This is a genomic window from Methylobacterium sp. WCS2018Hpa-22 (assembly GCF_031843785.1).
GTDB lineage: Bacteria > Pseudomonadota > Alphaproteobacteria > Rhizobiales > Beijerinckiaceae > Methylobacterium.
Window position 1 is genome coordinate 116,338 of the sequence record NZ_JAVTJA010000011.1, and the last position, 16,047, is coordinate 132,384.

15 protein-coding genes are annotated in these 16,047 nt (G+C 64.7%); 6 read left to right on the forward strand and 9 right to left on the reverse strand.

The window, feature by feature from the left end:
• Positions 1 to 65: 65 nt before the first annotated feature.
• Positions 66 to 794 (reverse strand): Crp/Fnr family transcriptional regulator, encoded by a 729-nt coding sequence (locus RQI43_RS15950; RefSeq protein ID WP_056422411.1) that lies wholly within the window; start codon positions 792 to 794, stop codon positions 66 to 68.
• 355 nt (positions 795 to 1,149) lie between these two features.
• Positions 1,150 to 2,418: a polysaccharide biosynthesis/export family protein gene (locus RQI43_RS15955; protein WP_311275773.1), complete on the reverse strand. Its 1,269-nt coding sequence runs from the start codon at positions 2,416 to 2,418 to the stop codon at positions 1,150 to 1,152.
• 395 nt (positions 2,419 to 2,813) lie between these two features.
• Here RQI43_RS15955 and RQI43_RS15960 point away from each other — a divergent pair, with 395 nt between their 5' ends.
• From RQI43_RS15960 to RQI43_RS15970, 3 genes are all read left to right on the forward strand, one after another.
• A complete protein-coding gene (locus RQI43_RS15960; RefSeq protein WP_056422405.1) occupies positions 2,814 to 3,815 on the forward strand; it encodes a UDP-glucuronic acid decarboxylase family protein in 1,002 nt (333 codons plus the stop codon).
• A 92-nt stretch (positions 3,816 to 3,907) separates the two neighbouring features.
• Positions 3,908 to 4,744 carry a WecB/TagA/CpsF family glycosyltransferase gene (locus RQI43_RS15965; RefSeq protein WP_405030641.1) on the forward strand — a complete coding sequence of 279 codons (837 nt, stop codon included), beginning with the start codon at positions 3,908 to 3,910 and terminating at the stop codon, positions 4,742 to 4,744.
• A gap of 104 nt (positions 4,745 to 4,848) precedes the next feature.
• Entirely contained in the window at positions 4,849 to 6,306 is a 1,458-nt protein-coding gene (locus RQI43_RS15970) for an exopolysaccharide biosynthesis polyprenyl glycosylphosphotransferase (RefSeq protein WP_311275775.1), read from the forward strand.
• Positions 6,307 to 6,688: 382 nt separating this feature from the next.
• Here RQI43_RS15970 and queC read toward each other — a convergent pair whose 3' ends face one another.
• Genes queC through queE form a run of 3 tightly spaced genes read right to left on the reverse strand, consistent with a single transcriptional unit; the run spans position 6,689 to position 8,482 of the window.
• Complete coding sequence (queC, locus tag RQI43_RS15975; protein ID WP_311275776.1) at positions 6,689 to 7,447, reverse strand: 7-cyano-7-deazaguanine synthase QueC; 759 nt, start codon at positions 7,445 to 7,447, stop codon at positions 6,689 to 6,691.
• A 2-nt stretch (positions 7,448 to 7,449) separates the two neighbouring features.
• On the reverse strand, positions 7,450 to 7,803 hold the full coding sequence (gene queD / locus RQI43_RS15980; protein ID WP_056422399.1) for a 6-carboxytetrahydropterin synthase QueD: 354 nt from the start codon (positions 7,801 to 7,803) through the stop codon (positions 7,450 to 7,452).
• A 46-nt stretch (positions 7,804 to 7,849) separates the two neighbouring features.
• Complete coding sequence (queE, locus tag RQI43_RS15985) at positions 7,850 to 8,482, reverse strand: 7-carboxy-7-deazaguanine synthase (RefSeq protein WP_311275777.1); 633 nt, start codon at positions 8,480 to 8,482, stop codon at positions 7,850 to 7,852.
• Positions 8,483 to 8,864: 382 nt separating this feature from the next.
• Here queE and RQI43_RS15990 point away from each other — a divergent pair, with 382 nt between their 5' ends.
• The 3 genes from RQI43_RS15990 (at position 8,865) to RQI43_RS16000 (ending at position 12,531) form a co-directional block, all read left to right on the forward strand.
• Complete coding sequence (locus RQI43_RS15990) at positions 8,865 to 10,388, forward strand: serine hydrolase (RefSeq protein WP_311275778.1); 1,524 nt, start codon at positions 8,865 to 8,867, stop codon at positions 10,386 to 10,388.
• Between the two features lie 31 nt (positions 10,389 to 10,419).
• A complete protein-coding gene (locus RQI43_RS15995; protein WP_311275779.1) occupies positions 10,420 to 11,538 on the forward strand; it encodes a GTP-binding protein in 1,119 nt (372 codons plus the stop codon).
• Between the two features lie 138 nt (positions 11,539 to 11,676).
• A complete protein-coding gene (locus RQI43_RS16000) occupies positions 11,677 to 12,531 on the forward strand; it encodes a hypothetical protein (protein WP_311275780.1) in 855 nt (284 codons plus the stop codon).
• A 96-nt stretch (positions 12,532 to 12,627) separates the two neighbouring features.
• Here the strand turns inward: RQI43_RS16000 and RQI43_RS16005 are convergent, their stop codons facing one another.
• From RQI43_RS16005 to RQI43_RS16020, 4 genes are all read right to left on the reverse strand, one after another.
• Complete coding sequence (locus RQI43_RS16005) at positions 12,628 to 12,951, reverse strand: HPr family phosphocarrier protein (protein WP_311275781.1); 324 nt, start codon at positions 12,949 to 12,951, stop codon at positions 12,628 to 12,630.
• Positions 12,952 to 13,123: 172 nt separating this feature from the next.
• Entirely contained in the window at positions 13,124 to 13,525 is a 402-nt protein-coding gene (locus RQI43_RS16010; protein WP_026597351.1) for a PTS sugar transporter subunit IIA, read from the reverse strand.
• Between the two features lie 123 nt (positions 13,526 to 13,648).
• On the reverse strand, positions 13,649 to 14,173 hold the full coding sequence (locus RQI43_RS16015) for an HPr kinase/phosphatase C-terminal domain-containing protein (protein ID WP_311275782.1): 525 nt from the start codon (positions 14,171 to 14,173) through the stop codon (positions 13,649 to 13,651).
• Between the two features lie 12 nt (positions 14,174 to 14,185).
• Positions 14,186 to 15,943, reverse strand: coding sequence for a stimulus-sensing domain-containing protein (locus RQI43_RS16020; protein WP_405030638.1), 1,758 nt, complete (start codon positions 15,941 to 15,943; stop codon positions 14,186 to 14,188).
• Positions 15,944 to 16,047 lie beyond the last annotated feature (104 nt).

Here is a 16,047-nt window from a genome sequence, read left to right on the forward strand (position 1 = left end):
GCGTTCGGCGGACGCCCGCCGTCGCACGGGCGGCGGGTGATGAGTTCCCTCACCTCCGTCTGGTCTCAGATGAAGGGGCCAATCAGTCGTTCGTACTCGGCCTCGGCGAGACCATAACTGTCTCCGGCCAGTTCGACGAGCTTGAGCCGGTCACGGATCGTGATCTGCCCGCGCCGCATCACGATCATGCGCGTGCGCTCCAGCTCGTGCAGGGCGACGGTGACACGCGGGCGGTGCATGCCGAGCATCAGCGCCAGCATCTCGTGAGTCATGACTACGCGGCCCTCATCGAGCCTGTCGCTAGCCAGGAGGAGGCAGAGCGCCAGGCGTTCCTCCACCGAATGGTGACGGTTGGCCAGCGCCATCTGGCTGGTCCAGAGGATGACGACCTGGACGTAGCGCAAAAGGATATCACGCAGAGCACTGCTCTGGGCCATCGCCTGGCGCAGAGCGCCCGCGCCGATCCGCAGGGCCCGGCCCGCCACGCGGACCTCCACGGTGAGCGGCGTATGCTCGATGCCAAGCACCAGGGCGGTGCTGACCATGCCGTCGCGCCCGACGACGGCGATCTCCACGGTGCCGCGTTCGGCGATGGCCATGGTCACGGACGCTAATCCGCTTTCGATGAAATAGGCGTGCGGGATGGGTTCGTTGGCGATGACGATCCGCTCGCCGACGACCAGAGCCACCTCCTCCAACTGCGGCAGCATCTGGTTGAAGACCTCGATGGGAAGCGCCCGCAGGAGACGGTTCTCGACCAATGGTGCCTGGAGTGGCTGGAGTCGTGAGTTCATCAATGACGCTCCGCCAAGCATCTCGCCTGTACTTTCAAGGAAATCGAAATCCGCGTAGGCGGGAGCCAGTATTCTGCAGGGTAATGAATAAAATTCCAGTACAATAATGCAATATTAAGTACTATAATTTCTGTAGTAGAGCAATTTGTTTCAATGTGTTTGCAGGTGCGCCGCGTGTCTGAGCAGTTCGGGTATCGAGGTGAAGCTGCGATACCGATACGTCCGAGGAAGTGTCCGGTGCCAGCCTGTGCCGATGTGAGTTCGGTAAGCGGTTGGAGGATCGCCGTCTCGGCATCGACGAGCCAGCGGCATCCGGGGCGAGCCGGTCTTCGCTGGGAAGAGTCTGCGTCTTGGATCAGCGCGGGGGGAGGGCGCCCGGTTCGGGTAGGACAAGGCTCGTCCTGATCGATACCGTCGGCGGCTCGCGACGCACATCGATGATGTCGCCTGGCTGGAGGAGCGCCCGCTCATCGGCCTCGAAGGTTTCCGTCCGCTCTCCTACGGTTCGCGTGATGAAGACCTTTCGCGCCGGGGCGCCGGGGCTGGCGGCACCGAGCGTGCCGCCGGATTGGAGGCGCGCCTCCCGGATCTCGCGGGCGCTGGGCAGCTGCATCTCTACTTCGGTCAGGCGCGTGGTGACGTCCTGCAACTCGGTGAGGATTCGGCGATGATAGGTGTCGGTGAGTTCCTGCACTCTCAGTCCGAGATCACCGATCGCCAGGTCGAGCCGGGCGAGTTCGGAGTTCAGCCGAGCGATCGTACCCTTGTTCCGGGCCTCCTCCCGCTGCAGCTCGATGCCCTGGTATCGTCGTGCCAAGCCATTGCTGATGAGTTTCTCGTAATCTTCGAGATGGGACTGAATCAGCCGGAGTTGGGTTTCTTCCGCCTTCCGTTGCGCCTCGACGCCGCCGATCTCGGCCTCGATCCGCGGTTTCTGCGCTCGCAGCATCTCCGCGGATTGCACGAACGCACTCCGCTGCGCCTTCAGGATCCCGCGTTCCTCCGCAAGCAGTCGGGAGAAGCCCTCGTCGTGCCCGCTGCCGCGCGGTGGCGTGAAGTCCTCCCGGTCGTGCCGTTGCGCCTCCAGCCTCTCGCGCCGGAGCATCAGCAGGCGCTGGGTCGCCTCCAGCACACGGACGCGCTCGTCGGAGCTGAGGAACTCCGTGCGTTGGGCGATCTGCGCCTGTTCGGGCAAGGCGAAGCCGCCGGCCAGGGCGATGCCGCTGAGGACCGAGGCGCCGTAGCGGAAGGGATAGCTCCCCGCCACGCGCACGTCGCCGAGGAGGTAGATCGGCCGCATTTCGGTGATGCGCAGGCTCACCACCGGCTGCTGCAGAAAGCCGTCGGCCAGATGGCTGACGATCTGCTTCTGCGCCTCCGGCAAGGTCATGGCGGACACGGAGACTTCACCCACCAGGGGTAGGAACAGAGCGCCGCTGCCATTGACCACGAACTCGCCCGACAGTTCGGCCTGCCCATAGACCGATAACCCGACCCGGTCGCCGGGCGCCAGGCGATAGGTCGAATCCTGGGCCAGCGCCGCCCCGCCGAGGGCGACCCATAGGGCAAGCGCTGCGATGCGATGGGATACGCGCCCGGAGCGCGTCCGCTGATGCTGTTTCATCCTGGATCAACCGACCTCTCGTCTCGTGAGGCCCATCCCGCACGTTCGCCAATATTCTAAACGTCGGGAATTCGAGCTTCGGCATCGCCTTTCGGACAAGCTGGGTTCTACGACGAGGTAATCCTTTCGAAAATACGTATTTATGCGACAGAAAAACAGTTATTCATAATCGATTTCGTACGATTATTCGATAGTACTATTCCTTATTCGGGGCATGTGATTGTCAAATGCACCGGATGCGCCACTTGTAGTCAACGGTCATTGCCCGCCATGGTTCAACAACGCTCCGAGTTCCCGGCAAGGGAGCGGTAGGGCGAGATCACCGACGGAACGCTCATTCAACGCCCGGACGAGACCGTCGTCAGTCCAGGGAATGAGCCGGAGGGGCACCGACAATGAAGCGCATCCTCGTAACGGGTGGGGCCGGGTTCATAGGATCTCATCTCTGTGGCAGGCTGATCAAACAGGGAAATGAAGTTCTCTGCGTCGATAATTTCCTGACAGGTGCGCGCTCGAACCTGGATAAGCTGCTCACGCATCAATCCTTCGAGCTCCTTCGCCATGACGTGACGTTCCCGCTCTATGTGGAGGTCGACGAGATCTACAATCTCGCCTGTCCGGCTTCTCCGGTTCACTATCAGCGTGACCCCGTTCAGACGACGAAGACCAGCGTGATGGGTGCGATCAACATGCTTGGCCTGTCCAAGCGCCTTCATGCTCGCATCCTCCAGGCCTCGACCAGCGAGGTGTATGGCGATCCGGACGTTCATCCGCAGCCCGAGGGCTATTGCGGCCATGTCAGCATCGTCGGGCCGCGGGCTTGTTACGACGAGGGCAAACGCTGCGCCGAGACGCTGTTCCACGATTACCGGCGGCAGCACCGGATGTCGGTGCGCGTCGCGAGAATCTTCAACACTTACGGACCGAACATGCATCCGCAGGATGGTCGGGTCATCTCGAACTTCATTGTCCAAGCACTGACGCATCAGCCGATCACGATCTACGGCGACGGATCCCAGACGCGCTCGTTCTGCTACGTGGACGATCTCGTCGAAGGCTTGCTCCGGCTGATGGCGGTGGATGAGGAGCCCGGCGACGCGGTCAATCTCGGCAACCCTTCCGAGATCAACGTCCTCGCTCTGGCCGAACGCATTGTACAGCTGTGCAATTCGCGCTCGACCATCGAATGCCGACCCTTGCCGCAGGACGACCCGAAACGGCGTTGCCCCGACATCTCCCGCGCCCGCGAGAAGCTGAGATGGTCGCCGCGTGTCGATCTCGACACCGGTCTGGTGCGGACCATCGCGTATTTCGAAGCGAGGCTCATCCAGAAAGGTTCGCCGATTCACGCTCTGCGCGAACTGGCCCGTTCTGAACCCCTGACGCAGGCCGTGTGATGACCGAGGATCTCTCGCCGACCGGCGCCGACCTGAATCGCTGGGCGCGATCCGTGCTCCCAGCGACTCACCTGCACCACGCGGTCGAGGCGATGGGGGGAGCATCGCCGGCCTCGGTGGAGCACCGGGAGTTGCCACGCGCCGAGGTTCTCGGCCTTAAGGTCAGCGCGATCACCTTCGCGGATGCCCTCGCTGCCATCGATGCCTTCGTCCGCTCGCGGACGCCGCATTACGTCTGCATCACCGGCGCCCATGGGGTGATCGAGAGCCGGAGCGATCCGCGATTGCTTGCCATCCACAACGCGGCGGATCTCGTTACGCCGGATGGCATGCCGCTCGTCTGGATGTCGCGCTTGCTGGGCCACAAGGCGACCGAGCGGGTCTACGGCCCCGACCTGATGCGTGCCCTCACGGGCCTTTCTCCGGCCCGCGGCTATCGACATTTCTACTATGGCGGGGCGCCCGGCGTGGCCGAGGCGCTGAGCGCACGCCTTCAGGACGCGCATCCGGGGTTGTCCGTGGTCGGCACGTGCTGCCCTCCCTTTCGCAGCCTTTCGCGGGAGGAGGACGAGGCAGTGGTGGCGCAGATCAATGCCGCGCAGCCCGACATCGTCTGGGTCGGCCTGAGCACGCCCAAGCAGGAAAACTGGATGGTCTCGCATCTTGGGCGCATCGATGCGCCGGTGATGATCGGCGTCGGCGCCGCCTTCGATTTCCTGGCAGGCACCAAGCGCCAGGCCCCGGTCTGGATGCAGAAGCGGGGCCTCGAATGGCTGTTTCGTCTCGTTACCGAACCGAGGCGGCTCTTCGCCCGCTACATGAAGATCGTACCCCTGTTTCTTCTGCTGGCCGCCGGCCAACTTTTGAGGCGCTGGTTCGCTGCTCGCTTCCGGGGGGGAGCCTCACCGGCGCCTCATCGTCCCGGGTGATGCCTGCTCCTGCGCCGTGCCGGGTTTTTAGCCTAGTCGCGACGGTGTCCCGCCTCCTCTCGTTCCAAGGCCGGCATGGCCTCGCGCTTCCGGAATGGCTTCCCATGAGCACCACCGACAGCATCGTTCTCGTGGGCCCTACGGTCGAGCGTACCGTGCCGGTGCGAGCAGAACTCCGGCCAGGACGGCGGCGGGCAATCGTCACCGCCGTTCTGGTCGGAGGCGACCTGTTCTTTTCCGGACTGGCCGGTCTGTTTCCCCAACTGATCACCGGCTGGCTACCTGCCGAGCATTGGCTTGGATCATCTACCCCGATGCCGATTCCCCCGGTCGCTCTTGTGTTCGTCCTGGCGGCGTTCGGGCTCTATTCCAGCTACGGGCCGAGCCCGCCGGAGCGGTTCCGGCTACGCGTTCTCGGTATCGGAATCTACGCGATCAGCTGCCTGCTGGTCGCAAGCGCTCTCGGGACATCCGCGCGTGGCGTCGCCGATATCGCGGTGGTGTCGGCGCTCCTCATCGTGATCGGGTTCTATGGCGAATCCGCGCTGAGGAGCGCACTGATCCGCTGGAAGCTTTGGGGGGCTTTCACCGTGATCGTGGGGGCCGACACTGCCGGACGCGATCTGGCCAATACGCTCCTCGCCCAGCCGGAATTGGGGTTCCGTCCGGTGGGCTTCCTCGTCGAGCCTGGACAGGAGTCGATCCGGACGGAGGGACTGCCCGTCCTTGGCGGCATCGACGAGAGCCCGGCGGTGCCCGCGGAGGTCTTGCTGTTCTCGTCTTGCGCGACCCTTGCCCTGTATGATGGGAAAGGCACGGGCCAGCTTCCCGCTCCGCGCACCGTCCTGGTTCAGCAGATCCACGAGTTACAGAACATGTGGGTCCAGGTTCAGCCTCTCGGCAGCGCCATCGGCCTGGAGATCCGGCGCGAACTTTACCGGTCGCGAAACCTGGCCCTCAAGAGGGTGATCGACTGCACGCTCGGAGGGATCGGCCTGATCCTCGCCCTGCCGGTGATCGCGATCCTCGCCGCAACGATCCGTGTGCTCGATCCCGGCAGCCCGTTCTATGTCCAGATCCGCGTGGGACGGGACGGGCGACCCATCAGGGTCTTGAAATTGCGGACCATGTATTCCGACGCCGAGCGCCGGCTGCATGCCCATCTCGAAGCCTGCCCGGCCGCCCGCGAGGAATGGAGGCGCTTCTTCAAACTCTCCGATGATCCGCGAATCTTGCCGAAGATCGGGAACTTCATCCGGCGAACGAGCCTGGATGAGCTGCCTCAGCTCTGGAATGTCGTGCGCGGCGATATGAGCCTCGTCGGCCCGAGGCCATTTCCCGCCTATCACATGGACGGGTTCGATTCCGATTTTCGAACTCTTCGCACCAGCGTCCCGCCCGGGCTGACTGGCCTATGGCAGATTTCGTCGAGAAGCGACGGAGATCTTGGGGTCCAGCGTAGCCAGGACACCTATTACATCCGCAACTGGTCACCCTGGCTTGACTTATACATCCTGCTCGCAACGGTCTCGGCCGTCCTTGGCGCCAAGGGTGCCCGGTAGCTTCCCACCGCCGTGACACGGTCATGTCCTTCGCTCTCGTCACGACTTTGTCTTGGTGGTGCGCTTGCCGTGAAGTTGATTTCCTTGAAGCAGGCCCTTGCGTGTCTGTGATCTAATTGGTCGGATGATCATCCCATTCGATGCGTTGGCGTTTTTCGGGCCATAGAAATATACATATCAACCCAATGCTGCCGAATACGGACACAAGGGCGGAGATCCAAAATATGATTTCCAGCAAGGCACCCTCCGGTGCTGCAGTGACACCGGATATCTTTTGCGGATGATGGATTGACTGTCAATTGCCCCGCGAATTCTCGGGCGTCACGGTTGAAGTCTAGGAAGGCTGGTGACCATAGTCCTGGTTAGGACTGATTTCGCCAGTTCAAGCTTCAGACGATTGGGGGGCGGTGAGGTCACCGGACGGACGGGCAGCGTTCGCCACCGCCTCGGCCACGAATTTCGCATGGCCCTTCGCGCGCAAGTCACAGGCGGGGCAGGTGCCGCAGCCATAACCCCAGGCATGGCGCTGGCCACGCTCGCCGAGGTAGCAGGTATGGGTGTCCTCGACGATGAGGTCGACCAGCGGCGGGCCGCCGAGATCCTCCGCGAGTTTCCAAGTCTCGGCCTTATCGATCCACATCAACGGGGTGTGGAGTACGAAGCGTCTGTCCATGCCGAGATTGAGGGCCACCTGAAGCGCCTTGATCGTATCGTCGCGGCAATCGGGATAGCCGGAATAATCCGTCTCGCACATGCCCCCGATGATGTGGCCGAGGGATCGCCGGTAGGCGAGAGCGGCGGCGAAGGTGAGGAAGATGATGTTTCGGCCGGGCACGAAGGTGTTGGGCAGCCCCCCCGCTTCGAAGGCGATCTCGGTGGTGCGGGTGAGGGCGGTTTCCGACACCTTTCCCAGCGCATCGAGCGAAATCGTGTGGTCGCGGCCGAGACGTCGGAACCAGCCTGACTTCATGCCGGCCATGCTCTGGCGTAAGGTCGCCCGCCGGTCGAGCTCGACCTTATGGCGCTGGTTGTAGTCGAAACCGAGGGTTTCCACCCGCGGGAACCGCTCCAGTGCCCAGGCTAGGCAGGTCGTGGAATCCTGCCCGCCGGAAAACAGGACCAGGGCGCCTTCGTCGTTCATCGTCAGCCTTCGTATTCTGCCCAGGACATCGGGGTCTCCAACACCTTGACCGAAGATAGGCCGGGCAGAGCCGGCTTCGTCCGATGCCAGATCCAGGCCGCGATGTTCTCTGCAGTGGGGTTCTCGAGCCCCTCGATCTCGTTGAGGCAGTAATGGTCGAGCTGGAGCAGGATCGGCGCGAAGGCATGCTCCACATCGAAGAAGTCGATGACCCAGCCGGTTTCGGCATCGACCTCCCCCGAGATCGTCAGCTCGACCCGGTAGGAATGCCCATGCATGCGATGGCAGCGATGGGTCTCCGGCACGTTGGGCAGGCGGTGCGCCGCCTCGAAGGTAAAGGCTTGGGTGATCTTCATCGACTGACTCTGGGGTTCCTCACGCGCTGACGTGACCGGTTCGGGATTACGGAATACCGATGATCTTGTGGGTCTGGAGCGACAGCCGCCAGCGCGCGTCTCGACGGCAATACTCCACCGCAGCCTGCGTATGGGCAACCCGGTCCGGCCCGTCCATGGGCTGGAGCCAATGGTGGCGGAAGCCGAGGGCGGCAAACAGATCGGGCATCGCTGCAGCCTGCGGATAGACGAGTTTCAGTTCGTGGCCCGTAGTCTGGACGAGGGCGTTGCCCGCCTTCGGGCTCACGCAGATCCAGTCGATCCCCTCGGGGGCCGCCAAGGTGCCGTTGGTCTCCACCGCGATCTCGAAGCCGCGCGCATGCACTGCCGCGATAAGTGCGGCGTCGAGCTGCAGCAACGGTTCGCCGCCAGTGAACACCACGTAATGATGGGAGGCGCCACCCTCCCAGGTGGCGGCGATGGCGTCGGCCAAAGCCTCCGGCGTCGAGAAGCGTCCGCCGCCCTCGCCGTCCATGCCAATGAAATCCGTATCGCAGAAGGTGCAGGCGGCCGTGGCGCGGTCCTCTTCGCGGCCGGACCAGAGATTGCAGCCGGAGAACCGGCAGAACACCGCGGCGCGGCCCGCTTGGGCCCCTTCACCCTGAAGGGTATGGAAGAGTTCCTTGACCGCGTAAGCCATCGATTCCTCGGCCGATCTCCTTGTGGAACCCGTATGGAATTCCGTCCCGCGATGGCGCACGGCCATCCTCATCGCCTGAACGCGGTGAGACAGCCCATAGACTCACCGCCGCTCCGAGGCCATGGCGCAAGGCCCAACGCATCCATGCACTTACGGCAACGTCGTTTCATGCCAACCGTGCGGCGCACCATGATCCTGGCTGCGCCGCCATGCTGTTGCCACGGAAACGGCGTTGGTACTCTCGCCGGATCCCTCCTATGGGGAACGGTCGAGAGGACGATCGACGATTGGCATCCCTCGCCAAAGCTCGGCCGTTGCGCTAACTTTTTCCGGACGCACCGGCCGTTATGGCGTCGGAGCGTTCCCAGCCGAGACAGGCCCGATGTCGAACCGAGTGTTGAGCCGCGTTGTCCTTGGTCTAGCGGTCGCGGCGGGACTTCTCGGGTCGGGTACTGCTGGCGCGGTAACCTCGCCTATCCTGGTGGTCGAGGTCGATTCGGGCAAGGTCGTCTACGCCCAGGGCGCCACCGACCCGTGGTTCCCCGCCTCCATCACTAAGCTGATGACTGCCTACGTCGCCCTGGACATGGTGCGGCAGGGTAAGGTCTCCCTCGATTCCCTCATCACGATCTCGCCTGCCGCGGCCGCGGAGCCGCCTTCGAAGATGGGGTTCCGGCCGGGTACGAAGCTGACCCTCGACAACGCCCTGAAGATCATCATGGTCAAGTCGGCGAACGACGTGGCCTGGGCGATCGGCGAAAATCTCGGCGGCTCGGTCGAAGGCTTCGCCGCCATCATGAACGAGACTTCCGCCCGAATCGGCATGCATGAAAGCCGGTGGACCAATCCGAACGGCCTGCCCGATGCGCGGCAATGGACCTCGGCCCGCGACATGGCAGTGCTCGGACGAGCGCTGATCCGCGATTTTCCCGAGAGCCGCGCGCTATTCTCCATCAGCGCCATCCAGTTCGGCAAGTCGATCATGGCGAACCATAACGGTCTGCTCGGGCGCTATGCCGGGGCCGACGGCATGAAGACCGGATTCATCTGTGCGGGTGGATTCAACGTGGTGGCGAGCGCCACTCGCAACGGCCGCCGTCTCATCACTGTGGTGATGGGCCAGCCGAGTGCGCGCGAGCGCGACCTGAAGGCCGCCGACCTGTTCGACCACGGGTTCAGCCAGTCCGCCGGCTGGACCGCCCAGACGCTCGATGCGCTGCCATCCTCGTCCATCTCCGAGCCGCCGGATATGCGTCCCTATATCTGCGACAAGCGTAGGCCGATGCCGGTCGACGAAGGGCCGGGGGCCATCGCCTCGCAGGCCGGCAACGAGAACGCTTCGATCCTGGCCGCCGCGGCACCGGTGGGCTCGGCCCTGGCCTTCGCGACGCTGAACAATGGCTCGATGAAGGGCCGCGCCCTGCCGCCGCGCGCCCCGCTGCAGCCCATCCTGGTCTGGATCGGCCGCGATCCGGCCGAAGGTGCCATTGCCCTGAACGAGCAGGCCGAGGCGGAGAAAGCCGAAAAGGCCGCCAAGCTCGCCGAACTCCGCAAGGCCAAGGTCGAGGCTGCGAACGCCAAGCGCGAGGCATCCAGGCTCACTAGGCCGGACGCGAAGTCAAAGGCTGCGAGTGGAAAGGCCGCCGTGCCTGCCAGCGCCAGCGCCTACGCTCCGGTGGAAACGACGCCTGTCATCGCAGGGGGCGGAAAGCCGTCGACCAAGGCTGAGGCCGGGAAGAAGCCTGCTGGAAAAGCCGTTGCCAAGCCGGGCCAAAAGACGTCGGATAAGCCCGCGGCGAAGGCTGAGGCCAAGCCCAGCGCAAAGCCTGGCGTCAAGCCTGCAAAAAGCACTGCCAGGACGTCCGGTAACAATAAGACGTCCGCTGCCAGTTCGGCCGAGGATTGAGCCGGCGGCGTTGCCGGGGTAGGGCGGGCTCATGCCGAATCCTTCCTCGACCGCTCCGGTAGACACCGCTTCCCGTCGTCCCGAGCCGATCCCGCTCACGGTCCTCACCGGCTTCCTCGGGGCCGGCAAGACCACGCTCCTCAATCGCATGCTGCGCGATCCGGCCCTGTCGGACACCGTGGTCATCGTCAATGAGTTCGGCGAGATCGGTCTCGATCACCTGCTGATCGAGACGGTGGACGAGGACATGATCCTTCTCGGCGCCGGGTGCTTGTGCTGCACCGTGCGCGGCGACCTCATCGCTACCCTCGAGGATCTGCTGCGCAAACGCGACAACGGACGGATCGCGCCGTTCCGCCGGGTCGTCATCGAGACGACCGGCCTCGCCGACCCGGCTCCGATCCTCCATGCCCTGATCTATCACCCCTATCTCGCCATGCGGTACAGGCTGCAGGCGGTCGTCACGGTTGTGGACGCGATCAACGGCGCCGCCACACTCGACGTTCATCCCGAAGCCCTGCGCCAGGTCGCCGTAGCCGACCAGCTCATTCTCGCGAAGGAGGATCTCCTCTCGGGTGGCAGCGAAGCCTTACGCACCCGGCTTCATGCCGTGAACCCGATGGCGCCGATCCACGGCCCCGACATCGCTCCGACCGATCTGCTTGGCGGGTTCTTCGGCCTCGATGGCAAGAGCGAGGAGGTCCGGGCCTGGCTCGGCGCTGAAGCCTTCCCGGATCACGATCCCCATCATAGCCACCACCATCACGACGTGAACCGGCACGATGCCGCGATCCGCGCTTTCACACTCACCAGCGACGTGCCGGTAAAGCGGGCGGCTTTCGAGATGTTCCTCGACCTGCTGCGGTCCGGACATGGCCCCAAGCTCCTGCGCTTGAAGGGGCTCGTCGCGCTTGCTGACGAGCCGGATCGTCCCGTGGTGGTTCACGGCGTCCAGCACGTGATCCATATGCCGGTCCAACTCGCCGCTTGGCCCGACGACGACCATCGCTCGCGCCTCGTCCTGATCGTGCGCGATCTGGAGCCCGCCTTCGTCACCGGCTTATGGGATGCCTTCCTCGGACGGCCGAGAATTGACGCGCCCGATACCGCAGCCCTGACCGCCAACCCGTTGGCGATCCCAGGGGCCTGATCCATCAGAAATCTCCGCAAAGACCGTCCCGTTTCAGGAATAATCGGGCGGCATTCGATTTGATTCTATATACCATACTTCGCCGCGAGGCGAAGAATTCTGTCCCGTTTCGGGACGGAGCGGTAGCGGGATCGCCGAATGAAACAGGGGCTGAGCATCATTGAGGGCGGGCTGCTCATAGAGGCGGGTGGCATCGGGGCGGATCAGGAACCGGCGGAGTGGCACATCGACCTGCGGCGGCCCAACCTGGTGGAGCCGATCGAAGCCGAGGCGTGGCGTGCGTTGCTCACTCGCATCCGCTGGCCGGAACCGATCTACGCGGATCCCGACTACCTGCTCACGGCTGCCGTGCACCAGTCCGCCGGCCGTGACTTGGTCTTTGCCTTTGCCTGGAGCGGGTCGGGCGAGCGCGCTCGCCTGCGCGGCGTCATTCCACTCGCCATGCCGCACGGCCTGTGGGGCAATGGTCGGGTACAGGCCTGGTATCCGCCCGGTCCGGTTCTCGCGCCCACCATCGAACCCGGCTTCCTCGATGAGGTCGAAGCCGCGTTGCGGGCTGCGATCAAAGCGGTCCATCCCCGCTCGACCCTGATCATGGTACCGTCTCCGGCCGCGCCTGCACCGAAACAGGCGGCCCTTCTCGCACAGCCGGTGCCTGCGGAGGTCGTTCCGGCGAGGGATCGAGTCGGCATCCGCCTTGTCGGACCTTGGGCCCGGGATGGCGTTGAGATCGAGCGCATCACCGAACCCCGCAGCATTCGCGATGCCGTCGAAGCCTATCTCTCTTTCGATGCGCAGGTGTCTGGAAACCCCATCGTCGCGGATCCGTCCGCCTCGTCCATGGTCAGGGTGGTCACGCGGCGCTTCGCCCAGCGTCGCCAGACCAGCGTCGATTTCGCCCGCAAGGACGGCGTCATCGTCGCGGCAGCCCTGCGCCTCGGCGCCGGTCCGGGCTCGATCGTGTGGCGCCAGGCCGAAGCGCGAGCGGCCTGACGCGATCCGCCGGATTGTCCGGCCCAGTTGATGCCGAGAGCGGGACCCGCGACGTCGATCGTCTCGAGAATCGACGTTCGTCTCTTGGAACGGGCCCTATTCGTCCTCGCCGAACTTGTTGGCGAGGAGGTCTGTGATGGCCGCCAGGCACGCCTCGGCATCGCTGCCCGATGCTACCACGGTGATCGAGGTACCCTGTGCCGCGCCGAGGGTGAGCAGCCCCATGATCGAACGCCCGCCGACGGTTTCGCCGGAGCGCGTCACCGTCACTGCAGCCTCGAACTTCTCCACGGTCTGCACGAACTTGGCCGAGGCCCGCGCATGCAGGCCTCGCCGGTTGATGACCGGGAGAACCTTCAGGTGGCCGCCATCGGGAACCGGGACTTCGACCTCGGCATCATCGTCGTAAGCGTCGCTCATGGGCCTGTGCCGTCCCTGTCGCCGGTGCGCCAACGGTAAGCCCGAGGCGACCGGTCCGATCCTCGTTCAGTGATGGCACGGCCGCGCCGAGGAAAGGCCGCGCGAAATCGCCACGCTTGCCTGATAGGCCGACAAGGGATGTTTGGGAAAGTCCGATCGTCTCGCGGACGTGTTATTTGCCGGCGAGGACGCGAGACGCGACGTTGATGTACTTACGACCCGCTTCCTGGGCATGAAGCACCGCATCGCCCAGGGGCTCTGCGTCGCGCACGCTGGCAAGCTTGATCAGCATCGGGAGGTTGATACCGGCCACGACCTCGACAGTCCCGCCATTCATGCAGGAAAGGGCCAGATTCGACGGCGTCCCGCCGAACATGTCGGTGAGCACGACGACGCCTTTACCGGAATCGACGCGATCCACGGCGGAGACGATGTCGAGCCTGCGCAGCTCCATATCGTCCTCGGGACCGATCGTGATCGTCTCGATCTGCTTTTGCGGACCGACCACATGTTCAAGGGCAGCCTTGAACTCCGTGGCGAGCAGCCCGTGGGTGACGAGCACCATTCCAATCATAGACACGTGTTCCGACACCCAGTGGGAGCCGCCATTTTGTGCAGCGCAAGGTCGGGCGCAAGACGAGAGTTGCGTTCTCACGCCTCCTAGCCCCCTGATCATGTCATGTGGGTCGTCGCCACGCTACATGGGAGAGCCGAATTCGCATGAGACGGTGCTGAGGTGCGTCCATGGGGCAACGCTCGCCTGCTCGAATAGGGTATCGAGGACAATTCCCGGCGCCAGCCCCCGGTCGCGAATGCTGCGGTCCAGCATGATTCGGCGAATCGCCACGCCGATGAGATCGACGGAAGTGACGGGCGCTTCTGGCAACCGAGGCAGCGTCTCGACGAGATCGACGACGAGCCGGATCACCGCCGCATCCGCCAGAGGAAATGCGCGTGCGAGGCCCAGGCCCCGAATTTCGATGAGGCCGTGCAGGGCCGGATGACCGTGCGCGACGATGCGGTCGTGATGCCGATCGAGCCCGATACGGTCGTCGCCTACCAGCGCGGCATAGGAGCCGTTCTGCCGAGCCCGGTCGAGAAGGGCGAGGGCCAAGCTCGATTTACCGGCCCCCGATTCGCCCCTGATGAGAAGCCCCGCCTCTCCCATGACGAGGCAGGTGGCGTGGATCGTGACAGCCCGCGAGGAAGTTGGCCGTTCCACGGGCGGGCTCTTCTAGCGGGAAGCGGCAGGAAGGCGCACGACGAACCGCGCGCCGCGCACCGTTGCCTCGCCCTCCTCGTCAGCCGGGCCGGGGCGGTTTTCCGCTCTGATGGTGCCCCGATGGGCCTGGACGATCTGGCGCGAGATCGACAGGCCGAGACCGGAATTCTGACCGAACCCCTGTTCCGGCCGGTCGGTGTAGAAGCGCTCGAAGATCCGCTCCAGGGCATGTTCGGGGATGCCGGGCCCCTCGTCCTCGACGATCAGTTCCACATCGCCGCGGACCCGGCGCAGGGCCACCCGCACCTTGGCGTCCGGGGGCGAGAACGAGCGGGCGTTGTCCAGGAGGTTGTTGACGACCTGACCGAGCCGGCTGTCATGCCCGAAGATCATAAAGGGCGCCTCCACATCGCCGGGGGGCGTGTCCACGTCGAACTGGATGAGGGCGTCCTTCGGGCGTCGGCGCTCATTGGCGACGGAGACCACCGTGGTCATCAGCTTGTGCAGATCCACCTTGCGCGCCTCGGCGCGGGCGAGTTCCGCGTCTAGACGCGAGGCGTCCGAGATGTCGCTGATGAGGCGGTCGAGGCGCTTCACGTCGTGCTGGATGATGGCGAGCAGGCGCGAGCGGGAATCGTCGGTCTTGGCGAGGGGCAGCGTCTCGACAGCACTGCGCAGGGAGGTGAGGGGGTTCTTCAGTTCGTGGCTGACATCGGCGGCAAAGCTCTCGATGGCGTCGATGCGCCGATAGAGGGCCTGGGTCATGTCCCGCAGGGCGCCTGACAGGTGGCCGATCTCGTCGGTCCTGCCGGTAAAGTCGGGGATTTCTTCCCGTGACTTGATGCCGAGGCGGACCTTCTCGGCGGCGTCGGCGAGTCGCCGGACCGGTCCGGCGATGGCGCCGGCCAGCAGGATCGACAGGACCAGCATGACGGAGGCGGCGATGAGGAAGACCTGGAGCAGGCCGAACCGCTCGGAGGCGATGACCCGATCGATGTCGCCGCCTTGCGTCGAGAGCATCAGGGCGCCTCGGACCGTGCCTGACCGTAGGATCGGAACCGCTACGGAGACGTTCGTCTCGCCGGCCTCGTTGCGGCGGACGAGGGTGCCGCGGGCGCCGCCGAGGGCGACCTGGACTTCCTTCAGGCTGTGGCCGCTCGCCGGTCCGACATCCTCCAGAACCGGCGTCCGAGCGGTGCCGAACAGCTTGGCCTGGATGAATTCCCAGGCCTGTTCCAGCAGGTTGCGCTTGCTCCTGACGACGATGCCGTCGCTGCGGCCCATCTCGCCGCGGGCCGAGAGCGTGCGGGTGTCGAACAGCAGGCCGCCATCCTGGTCGTAGACCCGCGCCCGGTTGCCCGTCGGTGTGATGAGGCGGCGCAGGAGCGGCGCCACCCGCTCGGGGTTGAGGGAGAAGGTGAGCGGGGAGGGGTTGTCGTCGCCTGCACCGCCTTCCCCGGCCTGCAATTGGAGCAGCTTGTCGGGGTCGATGCGGATCGCGTCGGTATCCACCGAGGCCGAGGAGGAGATCGCACCGGCGATGATCTCGCCCTGGATCAACAGGCTCTGCACCCGCGCCTGGATCAGCCCCTGCCGGAACTGGTTCAGGTAGAGGAAGCCGAACAGCAGGGCGATCAGCCCGACGAGGTTGAGAACGACGATCCGGCGGGTCAGGCTCGATGAGGCGCGCTGGCCGATGCCGCGCCAGATCGTGCGCGGCAGGGCCAGGAGGCCGCGTTGCGGGGCGTCGGCTTGGTCTTGGGAATCCACGATCGTCCGAGGTTGGAGAGTCGGCCCGGAATGGGCGCCATCGTTGCAGCAAAAGCACCGCCACGGAACGCCCGAAACCACCGCCACGCGACGGCGAAACTCTT

Excerpts from the sequence above, each read along its gene's own strand:
- queD (WP_056422399.1), bottom strand. The coding sequence starts at position 7,803 with ATGAAGATCACCCAAGCCTTTACCTTCGAGGCGGCGCACCGCCTGCCC.
- queC (WP_311275776.1), bottom strand. The coding sequence starts at position 7,447 with ATGAACGACGAAGGCGCCCTGGTCCTGTTTTCCGGCGGGCAGGATTCC.
- RQI43_RS15970 (WP_311275775.1), top strand. The coding sequence starts at position 4,849 with ATGAGCACCACCGACAGCATCGTTCTCGTGGGCCCTACGGTCGAGCGT.
- RQI43_RS15950 (WP_056422411.1), bottom strand. The coding sequence starts at position 794 with ATGAACTCACGACTCCAGCCACTCCAGGCACCATTGGTCGAGAACCGT.
- RQI43_RS15990 (WP_311275778.1), top strand. The coding sequence starts at position 8,865 with ATGTCGAACCGAGTGTTGAGCCGCGTTGTCCTTGGTCTAGCGGTCGCG.
- RQI43_RS16010 (WP_026597351.1), bottom strand. The coding sequence starts at position 13,525 with ATGATTGGAATGGTGCTCGTCACCCACGGGCTGCTCGCCACGGAGTTC.
- queE (WP_311275777.1), bottom strand. The coding sequence starts at position 8,482 with ATGGCTTACGCGGTCAAGGAACTCTTCCATACCCTTCAGGGTGAAGGG.
- RQI43_RS15955 (WP_311275773.1), bottom strand. The coding sequence starts at position 2,418 with ATGAAACAGCATCAGCGGACGCGCTCCGGGCGCGTATCCCATCGCATC.
- RQI43_RS16000 (WP_311275780.1), top strand. The coding sequence starts at position 11,677 with ATGAAACAGGGGCTGAGCATCATTGAGGGCGGGCTGCTCATAGAGGCG.
- RQI43_RS15960 (WP_056422405.1), top strand. The coding sequence starts at position 2,814 with ATGAAGCGCATCCTCGTAACGGGTGGGGCCGGGTTCATAGGATCTCAT.
- RQI43_RS16005 (WP_311275781.1), bottom strand. The coding sequence starts at position 12,951 with ATGAGCGACGCTTACGACGATGATGCCGAGGTCGAAGTCCCGGTTCCC.
- RQI43_RS15995 (WP_311275779.1), top strand. The coding sequence starts at position 10,420 with ATGCCGAATCCTTCCTCGACCGCTCCGGTAGACACCGCTTCCCGTCGT.
- RQI43_RS15965 (WP_405030641.1), top strand. The coding sequence starts at position 3,908 with ATGGGGGGAGCATCGCCGGCCTCGGTGGAGCACCGGGAGTTGCCACGC.